This window comes from Xylella taiwanensis, from assembly GCF_013177435.1.
GTDB lineage: Bacteria > Pseudomonadota > Gammaproteobacteria > Xanthomonadales > Xanthomonadaceae > Xylella > Xylella taiwanensis.
On record NZ_CP053627.1, the window covers coordinates 1,733,005 to 1,748,538 of the forward strand.

A 15,534-nucleotide genomic window follows, 5' to 3' on the forward strand; every position below is an offset into this window, starting at 1 on the left:
TGAGGAATCGGTCAAAATGGAAGCCGGCTTACACCACATCACACATGCGCTGGTATCTGTGTGATTGCAAGCTGACCTAGCCTCACAGGCAGCAATCTACTCAGTCCGGAATACGGAGTGGCTAGCATCCTGGGATACCACTGAAATGACGCAACACAGAAGTCATCCATACGTATACCTTAATAACGCGCCAAGCCCAGTGATGCTACCAGAGGCCGTTATACATCCGACTCATCCAATACGTAGCCATCCATGAGAGAGCTTCTAAGAAGTTGCAAGCGATCTTTCTATGAATCGTGGCGCTCCCAGAGTCCTCTTTGAACCGTACGACGCAACTGTCCTGACACAGACACACGTTGATGTGTAAGCATGACCTGAGTCGGTTTACTGAGCGAACCGCAGGATGACAGCCAAGTCTGCTCGTGTTGAATATGGAACAAGATCCTACTTCCAGCCTCGATGCTTGATGTCCAAATACAAGCTGTAGAACGCTGTGAATGCTGGTAACAAGTTCTGTAATACGCCTACCGAATCCCGCTTGGCTGAAAACATGAAGTAACTCAGTGTCATTAAGCTGCCGAGCACGCTCATGTACCAAAACAGACGTGGAATCACTGGCCTGCCAGCACGCTTCGAAGCCAAAAACTGGATGACCCAACGTCCACCAAACATCAAAGCACCGCTATAACCGATCAGCTTCCAACCGGTGACATGCAATCCGGTCCAAGCCAGCCACTGCAACTGCGCGTTCAACTCATCACTCCACACGTCAACATTCCTGAGCATCAATGCATGTGCTACGTGCCATCAACCATGCCACACCATACAGATCACGGATGCCTACCAAGGCACGATGGAGATTGTTGTACTTGGACACCCCAGAAACACGAGGACGGTGACTCACCGGGACATTGGCGGTTTCCCAGCCAGCGCGCTGCATCAACGCTGGCAGGAAACGATGCATATGATCGAAGTACGGGAGTTCCAAGAACGCCGCACGTTCGAACAGCTTGATACCGCAACCGGTATCCGGTGTGTCATCACGCAGCAGGCGTGCCCGGATCGTATTCGCCCATTTGCTCGCCCAGCGCTTGGAACTTGAATCTTGACGATAGAGGCGCCAACCGTTGAATAGCCTCACCAACGGTTCAGCCACTTCGCGTGCAGCCAATAGTTTGAGGATGTCGGACGGGTCGTTCTGGCCGTCACCATCCAGGGTGACCACCCAAGGCGCACGCGCAACCTTCACTCCGTTGCGTATCGCCGTGCTTTGCCCCGCTCGGGCAGCATGGTGGAACACGCGCAGTTCCGGAGTGGAGACCTTTAATCCTTGCAACACAGAGAGCGAGTCGTCTTTTGAATTGTCATCAACATATACAATCTCAAACGCCCTCACTCCGCGCAGTACACCAACGATCTCAGCAATCAGGGGCGCAACATTATCACGCTCATTAAATACCGGAACCACAACAGAAAGTTGCAAATCATTCATGGGACATCTATCGCTGCAAGCACTACGGAAGAAAAAAGCAATGCATTTTCGGCACACTTCAATCGATTGAAATCAGTACATTAGAAACGTGCACCAAAGTAGCGACGGCACCAATCCACCACCTGCGGCAAACCGATCTCAATCGGTGTGACCGGTTCGAATCCAAACGCGGTGCGTGCCGAGGCAATATCTGCCATTGTGGTGGTCATGTCACCCGGTTGCATTGGTTTGTAATGCTTATCAGCTTGCCTGCCAGCCGCCTGCTCGATCACCGCGATGAAATGCTCAAGTGGCACGGGAGTATGATTACCCAAGTTGAACAGACGGTGTGGCACCGCCCGCTCACCCGGATGATCAAGCGCACCAATAACACCAGTAATAATGTCATCAATAAAAGTGAAGTCGCGCTCCATGCGACCATGGTTGAATACTTCAATGGGGCGCCCTTCCAGTACAGCACGGCTAAAGATCAACGGCGCCATGTCCGGCCGTCCCCAGGGACCATAGACAGTAAAGAAACGCAGACCAGTGGCACGCAGCCCATAGAGTTGAGCGTAGCTATAGGCCATCAATTCGTTGGCAGCCTTTGTTGCGCCGTATAGGGAGCGTGGCTGATCCACGCGCTGCTCCTCCGAGAACGGCGGGGTCGCTGAGTCGCCATACACTGAACTGCTCGAAGCGTAAACCAAGTGCTGCACACGACAATGCCGACATAGCTCCAACACATTGATAAAACCGACAAGATTGCTATCTACGTAGGCATACGGGTTCTCAAGCGAGTAGCGCACCCCCACCTGCGCAGCCAGATGCACAACACATTCGGGCTGAACCTCGTCAAACAGTGCCGCCAATCTATCGCGGTCGATCAAATCAAGCCTACGGATATCAATATCCGGACATAGGGCTGTAACGCGGTCACGCTTCAGCTGCGGATCGTAGTAGGCATTGTAGTTATCCAATCCGACCACCTTAGCGTTGCATGCGGCCAACGCGCGACAAATATGGGCACCGATGAAGCCAGCCGCACCTGTCACCAACACCGTCATTGGGATCCTCCAGATAGGCTCCAGACTCGCAGATCCATCCAACCAGCCGCCGCACAGGCGCCCATGCTTTCCATAGCAATCACGAACCCTGCAACGTGTTCTTGCACGTGACTGCAAATACCTACCATGGCCGTGGTGGTCCTCCCGGGAGGCAATACACGATCAACGGTAAAAGATCGATCACACATCACCATGCCAGATCCACTCCAACCACTAGGCACAGCTGCACTTGGTGGCCATAGGTGTAGCCATCATGCAGATACACCGAGATCAGGCACTGATCCTACTCGCAGCCCAGATAACAGACGATGGTGACCTTTCTTCTTCATCTCCGTATACATGGCAGCAAAATTGGGGAAGCCATAGGGGCACCTAACCAGCAGCACGAGTACGTAACCTCTCCAAAACACCATCAAGGACGTCCAAGTCAGTGTAGTGGATCACTAACTTACCTTTACCAGCACGGCCATGATTGATCGCCACCTTGGTACCCAAGCGCTCAGACAACTCAATCTCCAACGAGGCGATGTCGGGTTGAGAAGAAATACTCGCGGCGGGCTTGGCCTTCTTGTCACGGACGTCTGGCACTTTTCCAGCGGCAAACTGCTGAGCACGGTGCTCAACCTCACGGACCGACCACCCTTGGTCAACCACTTCCTTGGCCAGCTTAGTCGCCAGTTCTGGCGCCAGGGTCAACAAGGCACGCGCGTGGCCCATCTCCAACTGACGTGACTCCAGCAACGTACGGATCCCCACCGGAAGTTCAAGTAAACGTAAGAGATTAGACACCGCCGCACGTGAGCGGCCGACAGCCTCAGCAGCTTCTGCATGAGTCAACGAGAACTCATCGATCAGCCGCTGCAGTGCCTGTGCTTCCTCCAGTGGATTAAGATCTTCGCGCTGGATGTTTTCGATCAGCGCCATAGCAATCACGGTACGATCATCCAACTCGCGAACGAGCACCGGTACTTCGCTCAACCCAGCCAATTGCGAGGCGCGCCAACGGCGCTCGCCAGCAACAATCTCGAACATATCCAAAGCCAGCTCGCGCACGATAATCGGCTGAATTACCCCCTGTGCCTTGATCGACTCAGCAAGCTCAGTCAGCTTGACATCATTCATCTCTCGTCGCGGTTGGTACTTACTGGGCTGTAACTGCGTGACTTGCAGCGTACGCAGTTCTTCGTCAGAGAACTGCTCCTCAGCAAGCGTCGGTGGCACGGAAGATCCACCCTTAGACCCAAGTAAGGCTTCAAGACCACGGCCAAGACCACGCTTCTTGAGAGGAGGGCTGGGTTTATTCATCAATTGGTCTCCACAACGTTAGCCTTTTTGCGGTTGTTCTGGCGGAGAATCACTTCGTTGGCCAGACCCAAATAAGCCACGCTACCACGCGAAGCGCCGTCATAACCGACGATGCTTTGCCCGTAACTTGGAGCCTCAGCCAAGCGCACATTACGCGGCACAATGGTCCGGAACACTTTGTCACCAAAGTGCTCGGTCAACTCAGCCGAAACGGCATTGGCCAGATTGTTTCGAATATCAAACATCGTGCGCAGAACGCCCTCAATCTCCAGCATCGGATTCAGGTTGGCGCGCAGCGCCTCGATCGTTTCTAGGAGCGCACTCAACCCTTCCAGCGCGTAATACTCGCACTGCATCGGCACAATCACCGAATCAGCTGCAGTCAGGGCATTCAATGTCAGCAGCGACAGCGCCGGCGGGCAGTCAATCAAGATAAAATCGTACTGATCACGAATCGGTACCAACGCACGCTTAAGCCGCTGCTCACGCTCGCTTTGCTCCATCAATTGAATGGCCGCTGCAGTCAAATCGATGTTGCCAGGCAGTAAATCGAAACCTTCCGGGGCCCTGGTCCGACTCTCGGCGACACTACTTTCACCCAGCAGAACCTCACAGGTGGACGAGATCACCTCGTTCTTATCCACACCGCTGCCCATCGTCGCATTGCCCTGCGAATCAAGGTCCACCAGCAGTACACGCTTGGATGAGCGTACCAAACCTGCCGCCAGATTAATCGCTGTCGTGGTCTTACCGACACCACCTTTTTGGTTGGCAATGGCGATGATCCTAGACATGAAAGGAGTTTTGATGAAAGGGGTCATTTGAACATTATGCGGGCTGGGAGGCCAATCAGGAAAATCCGGATGCCACTTCTACCAGACAGCAACTGGTTTGAGCTTTCAAGAAACAGCATTTCGAACGTCAAGTACAGTGAAGGGGAAGCCATCGCAAAACCTAAAAGACATGTCATCTCCCAGGCCACACGGCTCCAAAAGGAAGTCGCTCTATCGCGCTCTACCACAAATAATTGAGGCCATCATCACAATGAAGCACTGGATAATGTACGAATGAAAATGGATCGTGAGCATATATTGAAGCAATGTTCTGTAAAGTCCTTACCATCGTCCTGCAAGGATGGCGATGCATGCATCCTGTCAAGCGCTACCAGATTGTTCTGTCGTCTTACAACGTGCCCCAAACACTTCGATTTCATCCTTAAACTTCGATAAGGGTGCTTGTAAATCGATTCACGAGACTACGTTTCCGAACCTACGCGATGTTGAGTAGAGCTTCCAAGCCACTTCATTGAAAAGCCGTATCGTCTCCATTTTTCTGCCCTACACGCCTCTCCAAACTCCAATTGGGACGCTTGTCCGTAGAAACAGTAGTTACAACGCATTCACCAATATCCAGGAATGGATGTACTGCTTTCATGCTTTCTTTTTGAAGCTCCTTCATCCCAGCCACCAGCGAGGCACCGATGCAGCTCGATACTTTATAGAAAATGGCCTGGTGATGCGCAGCTCGGTACATCGCTTCCGGCACACCAAAACAGGAGCTGGTTGCAGTGAGTCGAAAGGTCTACGTAGAAATGCTTCTTAGAACCTTTTTACTTCTGGGCGCATTGGTTTTGTATGGGATGACGAGATCATCATCACCAACATGGATCTGACTATTGCCACTGGATATATCTCTCGACTGATTTCCTCGTTTCCTCGGCGGAAACGGGACTGAGCCAGTGTTTTCCTGTCGTTTCAACGGTACTGCTAACACTGTTGACCTTCATCACTGCTCTGGACAGCACAGAAGTTTGAGCGGCTCACTGCTTCGGTGACGCTCAACATAGACGTAATAGGCTTACTGATTGATGGATGCATGGGAGATCAACTCGGGCACCTCTGCAATCTGTCCCAAATTTAAGTCTTTGTGCCATGTCGCGGGATCCATTTAGAGATTGACTAGGAGATGCCTCTATCCCCCCGCCCAGGCTGCGCATGCCGATGATCTCTGAGCGGTGTTGTGCCCGAATTGGATTTTAGGTCAACCCATGTGATTAGGGTGAAGATCACCGTCAGTGACACTGAACGGTGGAACTGACCGGAAAGGCCATTCCACCTATGAAGCCACCCATTTCACTCAGGGCTTCGATGCAATGGTATTGATGGGGGTTATGACTAAAGTGAATCTATTCAGCGTTACAGCCACTCGAACCAACTCCACAGGACTGCTTCACGGCTTTATGTACTGCGATCGTAAGTTAAAAATACCGTCGCACTTATCACTCATCATCCGCAGTGATCGCCTGACGTTTTCAACTTTTCCGATCCACAAAATTAAGAGATTTTCTTCATGTGCATCATGCTAATGATCTCGTATCGATACAGCCTTCACACCTTCGGATATGAGCCCGCTCTTTCAACACATTGCTCACATCATTCAAATGAAGCGTGTGTTTTCAGATCGAACAACACAGCAAACAGTCAACCAATGAAAGATCAAACGAAGAATCGATCTTAGTGCCATACATCCTGCTCATCCGCCACCGCCAGGAGAGAACATATGATCCATCCGTCGAAAGTGCTGACAGTGCTGGAGGCGGCCTAAACAGCCGCCCTATCCGTCACATCACTTCCATTCCATCTCGCCCTTGGCCACCTTGGCACTGATCTCAAGCGATTTCTCGCCACCAAGTCCGGGATAACGTCGCTGCATCGCTGCGATCAGCGCAGCCGCATCCTTGGCTTTAGCGGTTTCCTCGTCAAAGGCACGGATATAATCGGCAGTGAACGTCACCGAGCGCCCGTCCAGCGACGCGCCAGGCAAAAAATGTCCTGGAACCACAACCTTCGGATCCAGTGATTTGATCCGATCCAGCATAGCCAGCCAATCCAGGTGCGACTGTGGAGTCTGTGTGTCAGCCATCCATACGTGCTGAGCATCCGTCACCAGGATACCGCCGGCGATTGTCCTAATTGAGGGAATCCACACAAAAGTATGGTCAGGCGTCGGACGATCCAGGCCTATAATCCTCAATGCCTGACCTTCAAGCATCAGCTGGTCTCCTTCCAATGCCTTTGGGATCAAGATTTGTTTCGGTGCGTTCTGCCCTAGTTGCGGCCCCCAGAGCTTCAACTTCGCATCCTTGGTAGCCTGGATATGCGCGATAGTTTGTGGAGTAGCAAGCAGCTGCGCCTCAGGGAACGCAGCATGCACAATATCTAAACCAAAATAATAGTCAGGATCACCATGACTGATATAGATCGTCATCAGACGCTTGCCAGATGCCTTGATTTTCTCGACAAGCTGACGCGCATCAGCGGCAGAGAACTGCGTATCAATCAGGACAGCATCTTTAGTACCTGTCACCAATACGGAGGAGACTGCAAAGGTCGAATGCTCGCCCAGGTTAAACACTTCAATATTTAACGGGACCTGTTCGGCATCTTTGTGTTCCAACACAACATGGGGCGGCTGGGACCGCTGAGTCGATTCGACAGGATGATCTGCAGGCTTACATCCGACCAATGTCGCCACGGCCATCAGCATGTACACAGAACACGCATATCTGATTTTATTTAATGTCCCCATTGCACTTCCCTTTTTAAAATTTTTGAAAATCAAAGAAAAAATCCAGATTCATCATGCTTAGCAAAAACACGAGCATGCCCTTTGGTTCCAATGCCCTCTGTACCATGAAGATATTTACGCGCTTAAAGATGGTAAAAACAGGGGAAACTCAAAGTCGTGCTTTGCTGATCTTAAGATGCAGCAACTCTATACCCTAGGCAGCGGATGACGTAGCCGATCATAGCAGCCAGCAGTACCTCCCAAAGCCACATCGCTGACCGGGGACACACATTATGGCAGCGGAGAGATCCTCCATAACGATTTTATGTTCGGTCACTGGCCCCGGAGCACATCATCATCGGCGTGCGTCCAATCTCTATCTCTATCGATGTATTCGATGATCTATTGATCAGAACAAAATGATTGATGCCAGGATTGACAATCAAGTTTATGTGGTGAAATCAAGGGAAACATGCCCCAGGCATTGAGCCCGAGCCAAGCGGCACATGATCGCCACCACACAACATTGGTAAATAGCAACAGAGAATCATTTATCCTCAACGCACGGCGTATCGCACCCTGTTTGCACAAAGATGAAGCCGCATCCCGTATCGGGGCACCGCGCAGAAAGACAACTCAGAAAGACAACTTTAAATAAAGCAAATAAAGCGGAAAATTTCTGCTCAGCAATCGGCACACTGGTGGAACATAAGAGGCGTTGGGTGGTGTTTCACCGGACAGATGGGCAGAACTCGATCCTTTCTGGAAGGCATTGTATTGCACTTCATTCTGTGAGCCCGGCCTGTACTCCAATCTCATCATCGGAGGGTCATGAAGTTTTACGTTAACCTCTAAATCATGCCTCCATTTTGCTATTGACAGCTTCAACACCCAGAGAGTCATTACCGTTTTTCATCAATCTAATGTCGTCGCAAATTTGCTAGCGATGAGGCGGCACTCATTTGGCAGGGCACGATACTCACCTGCATGGTTCTGACATGCCTTTACAGCGCACATAACAGTCCACAGCACCTTGCCACACTGTCGCTACATCCAGACTCAACCAATCCGAGTCAAGCCATTCATGTAAGGACGCAGCACCTCCGGCACCTCAATTGAACCATCAGCATTCTGGTAGTTCTCCATCACCGCAATCATCGCGCGGCCAACGGCGACGCCAGAACCGTTGAGAGTGTGTACCAATTCCGGCTTGCCGGTGACAGGATTACGCCAGCGGGCTTGCATACGCCTGGCTTGAAAATCGCCGCAGTTGGAGCACGATGAAATCTCGCGGTACATCCCCTGCGACGGCAACCAAACTTCCAAGTCATAGGTCTTGGTTGCAGCAAATCCCATATCACCAGTGCACAACAGCATCTTACGGTAAGGCAGCCCAAGGTTCTCCAGCACCATCTCTGCACAACGGGTCATACGCTGGTGCTCAATTTCACTCTCCTCGGGCCTGCATACGCTGACCAATTCGACCTTCTCAAACTGGTGCTGACGAATCATGCCACGCGTGTCGCGGCCACCACTGCCTGCCTCGGAACGGAAACACAATGAGTGTGCGGTCATACGCAGTGGCAGACGATCCGCCTCAATGATCTCGTTGCGTACCATATTAGTCAGCGAGATTTCCGAAGTCGAAATCAAATAGCGCCGATGCTCACCGAGTTGAGTACTGAACATATCTTCTTCGAATTTTGGTAGCTGACCGGTGCCGTACAGGCTGTCGGCATTGACAATGATCGGGACATTAATTTCTTCGTATCCGTGCTGGCAAACATGCAAGTCAAGCATGCACTGCGCAAGTGCACGATGCAGGCGTGCAATGGGGCCACGCAATACAGTGAAACGTGCGCCGGACAGCTTGGCTGCACTCTCGGCATCCAACCAACCATGACACGCACCCAATTCAACATGATCCTTGATCACAAAATCGAACGTACGTGGTACTCCCCAACGTGCCTGCTCTACGTTCTCACGCTCATCGGTACCGAGCGGCACATCCTCCTGCGGCACGTTGGGAATACCCAGCGCCAATGTCTCTAATTCGCTGCGGATATGCTCCAACGCAATCTCCGACATCTTCAGTTCATCACCAAAACCAGCAACCTCTGCCATCAGCACAGACACATCTTCGCCTCTGCTTCTGGCTTGGCCGATCGCCTTAGATTTGCTGTTACGCAAGCCTTGCAACGTTTGGGTACGTATCTGGATACGTTTACGTTCGCTTTCCAATGCTTCAAGGGCTGCAACATCAAGGGTGAAACCGCGTGCATTCCACAAGCGTTCAGCAAGTTTTGCGAGATGTTGACGCAGCAGGGCCGGATCGAGCATAGAAGCAGCACGGTGAAATGGATCGGGTCACGATTATCGCCTGTTATCGCTGCTTCTGCCTGTGGCACACATTCATCCGTACTGTGAAATAATTGCAGCATTCGCCCAGGCTTAGTCTCATGTACGCCCGCCGTATTTACGCCCAATCCGCGCCTCAGCTGCTCCCCCCGCATACATTCAAAATTGCTGGCATCGCATTCGGTATCGGTATTCTCCTATTTGGTGTTTTTTGGATGACAGGACGCAGTCAAGGCAGGGCAACCGACACTCAAGTGGCACCGGTGGCCGAAAGTACGCCAACGCTAGCTCCGTTACCGGCACCGTTGCCGGCTAAAGGCGATGTTGCCGCCAATATGCCCAAGGCACCATCCGACCCACTACCAGAGGACGGCCTGACGACAGAGAATGCACCAATAAACGACACGCTTCCCGAACCCATACCGTCATCCCCCACCGGCACGACACCAGCTAATATGCCGGCGCAGACGCCGACCACGGCAACATCGGCCCCAACTGCGGCAGCAACGACGCCAATCAACCAACCTACTCCTATACCTGGACAAATGCCCCCACCCGAGTATCCAGCCGATGCGGCAGCGCGTGGAGATCACGGTACAGTCACCGTGCGGGTGCTGGTGGATGCCGAAGGTGCTCCCAGCGGCGTGGAAATGGCCAAGAGTAGCGGCTCGCGCGAATTGGATAATGCCGCACTACAAACGGTACGCGGCTGGCGCTTCAAACCAGCGCGCAACAGCAACGATCAACCGGTACCAGGAAGCCTTGAAATCCCGTTTGAGTTCAATCTCGGGCAGTAAGTTCGATCTCTCTGCGTTGACGCCACATGGCAATGCATCGCCTGCTTATTCTGGTCACCAACCAAGCAGGCGAAGATTCCTCGCCCCTGCAACATGGCTGGCAAAGCAGGGGATGCACACAAGATCAACACATCTGTCTTGACCTGCACACATCGCTTGGGCGTTGCCCGCGATGACATTGCTCACAGGTTGTGTTTGTATTTTCACGCATCACCCAAACACAAAGACAAGTGAGACGAATACGAGAGAGCTTGCTGGCATGCTTGTCGTCACAGGTGAAAAATCGGCGAACAATGCTTGAGAAGCTTGAACGAACGGTGTCCTGTGCAACCACATGCCATAGGCTTGGCGGAAATGTGTACCCATCGTCATGAAACCATCTGGGAAACTCTCGAATAGTTGCTGCCGGTTGTTTTTGCGACTTGGTGGCTACTGGTACCCGTCCAATCATCGAGTCGACAAAAATATTTTGGATGTGTATCGCCCTTGCCAGACACCGCTTTGCCGTAACCAGGAAAAAAGCATGCACACCTGCATGCACAACTCAATTTCTTCTGTAAGCCCCCTATGAATGGACAACGCGAATCACCCATCATTAATTAAACAAAACTCGCCTTTCGAATATAGGTGGTAGTAGCACATCACCCAGCAGATGCTGACCGTTCACAAGGTAAATCGAAGAAGTAAGTCAGAAACACAAGCATGATTCAATGCTTGGAACACATGATGATCAGAAGCATATATCTTGGGCAGCCACCACATGGTTTACAGCGCGACTCAGGTATTGATGGAGTTCATTCCCAATGGATTACCGTACACTTCAAGACCGAAACCAGCGCTGCGCGCTAACGTCTCATAGCCTGGGAACGAAGTGGCAACATTGGTGACATCCTCAATACGTACTCCACTCACGGAAAGCTGCCCTGCAATTGAAAACGCCATGGCGATGCGATGATCGCCATGAGTGTTGATAGTGCCATGTTCGATTGCTCCCCCATGAATCGTCGCTCCGTCCGTGGTCTCATCCACCCGGACGCCGAGCACGCGCAAGCCTGCCGCCATCACAGCCAACCGGTCCGATTCCTTGACCCGTAGTTCAGCCGCACCACTGACCACAGTTTGACCCTTGGCCGCCGCTGCAGCGACAAACAATACCGGGAACTCGTCAATCATATCCGGCACCAGATCTTCAGGAATACATGTACCCTGGAGCGGCGCATAGCGCACACGCAGGTCGGCAACTAACTCACCACCATGCTCATGGTGATTGGATTCGGTAATATCTGCACCCATCAGCCGCAACACGGTTAGCAGACCGATACGACGCGGATTGAGCCCCACCGCTTGCAGTGTGATATCCGAGCCAGGAATGACGCTGGCTGCGACCAGATAAAACGCAGCCGAAGAAAAATCAGCGGGAACTGCAATATCGGCAGCACCCAAACGCTGTCCACCACGCAACCGCGCCTGACCTGGCGAAAAATCGATGTCCACACCGAACGCAGCGAGCATACGCTCGGTGTAATCACGAGTGGGGTGCGGTTCGCGTACTACAGTTTCGTTGCGCGCATACAGTCCAGCCAGTAACACTGCTGACTTGACCTGAGCGCTGGCCACTGGCGAGATGAAATCAATGCCACATAGCGTTTGACCACCAAAGATACGCAGCGGCGGAGTGCCATCGTCGCTGGTGTCGATACGTGCGCCCATCTGTGACAGCGGATCGGTCACACGCCGCATCGGTCGCTTTGACAGTGAGGCGTCTCCGATTAACACACTGTTGAAAGGCTGTGCTGCCAGCAGGCCGGCTAACAGGCGCATGCCGGTGCCGGCGTTGCCACAATCCAGGGGACTATACGGTGCCTTGAGTCCATCCACGCCGACACCATGCACGATGCGCTGGGAGAATGAGGGAATCTCGATACGCACGCCGAGCCTGGTCAAAATAGCCGCAGTGGAACGCGTGTCCTCCCCCTCAAGAAAGCCATCGATATGTGAAGTCCCGTCAGCAAGCGCAGCAAACATCACCGCACGATGGGACATTGATTTATCCCCGGGGAGACTCAGCACACCGTGCAGTGGCGTACCCTTACGTGCGATCCAGTAATCATGCGTACTATGGCTCATACTGGGTTTCTGCAAAAAACGGCGACCACAGCACAAACTGCCGATGCGGTGGTCACGTGTGCAGACATCGAACAGAAATAGGCACTAATCATGGAAGCGCGATGGGATAAGCCCCAAGGATCTTGACCTTCACCGCGGATTCCTCCAGTTCGGCCAGCGCCTGTTTCATCGATTCATCTTCGACGTGGCCGACCAGATCAATAAAAAAGACATACTCCCATCTGGCCTGATGCGACGGGCGCGATTCGATACGGCTCATGTTAATACCGTGACGTGCGAACGAGCCAAGCACTTCGAACAATGCACCAGGATTGTCGTGAATAAACACTAGAATCGAAGTACGGTCGCATCCTGAAGGTGGAAATATCCGACGACCAATGACAAGAAAGCGCGTGGTATTGTCCCGCTCATCCTCAATCGATTGCATGAGCACCTTGTTCAGAGCATACACACGTGTGGCGTTCTCGCTACCGATCGAGGCTGCATCGTTAGCATTGTAGGCACGACGCGCACCTTCTGCGTTGCTGGAAACAGGGATTTTCTCGGCATTAGGCAAGTTAGCACGCAGCCAACCGGCCGTCTGCGCGAAGGACTGCGGATGCGCATAGATCCGCTGGATGTCTTCAAGACGACCCGTACGGGACATTAGGTATTGGTGCACACGCAGCTCGATCTCGCCACAGATCTTCAATTTAGAAGTCAAGAACACATCCAACGTGACCTGGATTGTTCCATGGCCTGAATTCTCCACCGGCACTACTCCGAAATCGGTATTACCGGCTTCGACCTCCTGAAACACCTCCTCAATGCTAGCCATGGGCTCACCAAGCACAGAATGGCCAAAGTGTTTGAGCACTGCTTGTTGGCTAAAAGTGCCTTCCGGGCCAAGGTAACCAATCTTCAATGGTTCCTGCTGAGCTAGGCAAGCAGACATAATTTCACGGAACACCCGTACCAGAACCTCATCTGACAGCGGGCCTTCATTGCGTTCCACCACCATACGCAGCACCTGCGCTTCACGCTCGGGGCGGTAGTAATCCATTGCAGCGACAAGTTTGCTCTTGGCCTTACCAAGCTGCTGGGCATAACGCGCGCGCGCGGTAATCAATGTCTGAATGTCACAATCAATCTTATCGATTTTGGTACGGACATCGGTCAATGCCATGTCAGGCACTGCAACCATGTCAGCGGTCGTGTTAACCGACTTAGTCTTTTTGGAAGCTAGCTTGGTAGTCACGAGCAGAAATGCCTCATGGTCATTGCCGCTCAAACGGCGTGGTACGGGGACCCAAATCAACCGTAGCGCTGTTGGAAATCATGCATGAATGCAACCAATGCTTGTACACCAGTCAGTGGCATGGCGTTATAGAGGGAAGCTCGGATGCCACCAACCGCTTTATGCCCCTTCAATGCTAATAAACCAGCGGCCTTGGCCTCAGCTACAAAACGGGCATCTTGCTCAGCGCTCGGCAAAAAGAACGGAATATTCATCCGCGAACGCACTGCCGGAGCGACACCATTACGATAGAAACCGCCAGACTGATCAATCGCCTGATAAACCAGTTGTGCCTTGGCATGATTACGACGCGCGAACTCCTGCACTCCGCCCTCATCAAGCATCCATTTGACGGTGAGGCCAAGCAGATACCAGTTCCAGGTTGGCGGAGTATTGAGCATCGAATCACGTGCAGCGTGCAAGGCGTAAGTGAAAATATCCGCACGCGGCTGACCGATACGTTCAAGCAAAGCGCGGCGTACGATCACTACGCAAATGCCAACAGGACCAAGGTTCTTCTGCGCACCGGCATAAATTAAACCATACTTGGACACATCGATCAGATCCGCAGCAATCGAAGAGCTAAAATCGGCAAATAACGGTACATCGCCAACCTCCGGAATCTTACGGAACTCAACGCCGTGGATCGTCTCGTTAGCAGTAATGTGCACATAGGCCGCATCTTTGGATAAACGCCAACCAGCGGGGCTTGGAATATCGTGGAAGCCACCAGGCTCACCATCGGCCACCACGTTGATATTCACATAGGGTCTGGCTTGTTTAAGTGCGGTCTTACTCCAGTGACCGGTGACCACGTAATCGGCAGTCTGCCCTGATGCGGCAAAATTGAGCGGCAAGAGAGCTTGCTGAGTTGTCGCACCACCCGACAGGAACAGTACTGCATAGTCAGTTGGTATCCCAAGCAAGCAACGTAGGTCGCTCTCAATACCGGCAGCCAGCGCCATAAATTCAGCACTTCGGTGGCTTATCTCCATCACCGAAGCTCCCGCCTCGTTCCACTCAAGCATCTCAGCCTGTGCTTGACGCAAAACAGGTTCTGGTAATGCTGCTGGGCCGGGACTGAAGTTAAACACACGCATCATCATCCGCCTTTAGGGAACGATTTTATTCATTAAAGTAGTATGCAGCAGCCCTATAGCAACATCACACATTTTAAAATACTGACATGCATCACTGAATGAAATGCACGACACAGCTTGTTACTTGTTATCCGTCTCCGAAGTGCAATTGTCAATAAAATCACAAAATCGGTCTAGACAAATGACCTCGTTTCCATATCTTTAGCCGAATCAATTACGGTTGTCGGCTTATACGTGACAAATCATGACACTCTCAAGCATTCCAATCACCGTTTGACTGCCATGAATCCCTCTGTAAATACCATAGCATCTCAGCGACCCAATGCGATTAACCACAGATCTTTAGACTCACCCTATCTACTCTAAGGAACGCTTTGCAAGCAGTACGCATAAATCAAACGTCCAGTTCGACAGACGCCGGCAACAATCAATCACTGCGAGGGGAAAGGACTTTCAGCAAAGTAGG

The 15,534-nt window shown here is 52.1% G+C and carries 12 protein-coding genes; 1 reads left to right on the forward strand and 11 read right to left on the reverse strand.

The window, feature by feature from the left end; all coding sequences use genetic code 11:
* Positions 1-444: 444 nt before the first annotated feature.
* The 8 genes from PLS229_RS07550 to serS all read right to left on the reverse strand — a co-directional run bounded on the left by PLS229_RS07550 (position 445) and on the right by serS (position 9,750).
* Positions 445-786, reverse strand: coding sequence for a lipid-A-disaccharide synthase N-terminal domain-containing protein (locus PLS229_RS07550; RefSeq protein WP_038271144.1), 342 nt, complete (start codon positions 784-786; stop codon positions 445-447).
* Entirely contained in the window at positions 770-1,492 is a 723-nt protein-coding gene (locus PLS229_RS07555) for a glycosyltransferase (RefSeq protein ID WP_038271143.1), read from the reverse strand. The genes PLS229_RS07550 and PLS229_RS07555 overlap by 17 nt, the downstream gene beginning before the upstream one ends.
* A gap of 80 nt (positions 1,493-1,572) precedes the next feature.
* Positions 1,573-2,538, reverse strand: a complete 966-nt coding sequence (locus PLS229_RS07560) for an NAD-dependent epimerase/dehydratase family protein (protein WP_038271142.1) — start codon at positions 2,536-2,538, stop codon at positions 1,573-1,575.
* A gap of 372 nt (positions 2,539-2,910) precedes the next feature.
* A complete protein-coding gene (locus PLS229_RS07565) occupies positions 2,911-3,843 on the reverse strand; it encodes a ParB/RepB/Spo0J family partition protein (RefSeq protein ID WP_038271141.1) in 933 nt (310 codons plus the stop codon).
* The gene (locus PLS229_RS07570; protein WP_038271140.1) at positions 3,843-4,637 is read right to left on the reverse strand and encodes a ParA family protein; all 795 of its coding nucleotides are present in this window, start codon (positions 4,635-4,637) and stop codon (positions 3,843-3,845) included. Before PLS229_RS07570 ends, PLS229_RS07565 begins: the two co-directional genes overlap by 1 nt.
* A gap of 508 nt (positions 4,638-5,145) precedes the next feature.
* Entirely contained in the window at positions 5,146-5,388 is a 243-nt protein-coding gene (locus PLS229_RS07575) for a hypothetical protein (RefSeq protein ID WP_152536608.1), read from the reverse strand.
* Positions 5,389-6,468: 1,080 nt separating this feature from the next.
* Positions 6,469-7,431, reverse strand: coding sequence for an MBL fold metallo-hydrolase (locus tag PLS229_RS07580; protein ID WP_038271138.1), 963 nt, complete (start codon positions 7,429-7,431; stop codon positions 6,469-6,471).
* 1,038 nt (positions 7,432-8,469) lie between these two features.
* A complete protein-coding gene (serS, locus tag PLS229_RS07585) occupies positions 8,470-9,750 on the reverse strand; it encodes a serine--tRNA ligase (protein WP_038271137.1) in 1,281 nt (426 codons plus the stop codon).
* A gap of 119 nt (positions 9,751-9,869) precedes the next feature.
* On the opposite strand from serS, the gene PLS229_RS07590 reads away from it, so the two are divergent.
* Entirely contained in the window at positions 9,870-10,565 is a 696-nt protein-coding gene (locus PLS229_RS07590; RefSeq protein ID WP_038271136.1) for an energy transducer TonB, read from the forward strand.
* Positions 10,566-11,342: 777 nt separating this feature from the next.
* Here PLS229_RS07590 and aroA read toward each other — a convergent pair.
* The 3 genes from aroA to serC all read right to left on the reverse strand — a co-directional run bounded on the left by aroA (position 11,343) and on the right by serC (position 15,071).
* A complete protein-coding gene (gene aroA, locus PLS229_RS07595; protein ID WP_038271135.1) occupies positions 11,343-12,692 on the reverse strand; it encodes a 3-phosphoshikimate 1-carboxyvinyltransferase in 1,350 nt (449 codons plus the stop codon).
* A gap of 88 nt (positions 12,693-12,780) precedes the next feature.
* Complete coding sequence (gene pheA / locus PLS229_RS07600) at positions 12,781-13,875, reverse strand: prephenate dehydratase (RefSeq protein WP_038271212.1); 1,095 nt, start codon at positions 13,873-13,875, stop codon at positions 12,781-12,783.
* 110 nt (positions 13,876-13,985) lie between these two features.
* On the reverse strand, positions 13,986-15,071 hold the full coding sequence (gene serC, locus PLS229_RS07605; protein WP_038271211.1) for a phosphoserine transaminase: 1,086 nt from the start codon (positions 15,069-15,071) through the stop codon (positions 13,986-13,988).
* Positions 15,072-15,534 lie beyond the last annotated feature (463 nt).

What these genes read in the sequence shown, in the direction of transcription:
- PLS229_RS07550 (WP_038271144.1), bottom strand. Translation starts at nt 786, where the DNA reads ATGCTCAGGAATGTTGACGTGTGGAGTGATGAGTTGAACGCGCAGTTG.
- PLS229_RS07555 (WP_038271143.1), bottom strand. Translation starts at nt 1,492, where the DNA reads ATGAATGATTTGCAACTTTCTGTTGTGGTTCCGGTATTTAATGAGCGT.
- PLS229_RS07560 (WP_038271142.1), bottom strand. Translation starts at nt 2,538, where the DNA reads ATGACGGTGTTGGTGACAGGTGCGGCTGGCTTCATCGGTGCCCATATT.
- PLS229_RS07565 (WP_038271141.1), bottom strand. Translation starts at nt 3,843, where the DNA reads ATGAATAAACCCAGCCCTCCTCTCAAGAAGCGTGGTCTTGGCCGTGGT.
- PLS229_RS07570 (WP_038271140.1), bottom strand. Translation starts at nt 4,637, where the DNA reads ATGTCTAGGATCATCGCCATTGCCAACCAAAAAGGTGGTGTCGGTAAG.
- PLS229_RS07580 (WP_038271138.1), bottom strand. Translation starts at nt 7,431, where the DNA reads ATGGGGACATTAAATAAAATCAGATATGCGTGTTCTGTGTACATGCTG.
- serS (WP_038271137.1), bottom strand. Translation starts at nt 9,750, where the DNA reads ATGCTCGATCCGGCCCTGCTGCGTCAACATCTCGCAAAACTTGCTGAA.
- PLS229_RS07590 (WP_038271136.1), top strand. Translation starts at nt 9,870, where the DNA reads ATGTACGCCCGCCGTATTTACGCCCAATCCGCGCCTCAGCTGCTCCCC.
- aroA (WP_038271135.1), bottom strand. Translation starts at nt 12,692, where the DNA reads ATGAGCCATAGTACGCATGATTACTGGATCGCACGTAAGGGTACGCCA.
- pheA (WP_038271212.1), bottom strand. Translation starts at nt 13,875, where the DNA reads ATGGTTGCAGTGCCTGACATGGCATTGACCGATGTCCGTACCAAAATC.
- serC (WP_038271211.1), bottom strand. Translation starts at nt 15,071, where the DNA reads ATGATGCGTGTGTTTAACTTCAGTCCCGGCCCAGCAGCATTACCAGAA.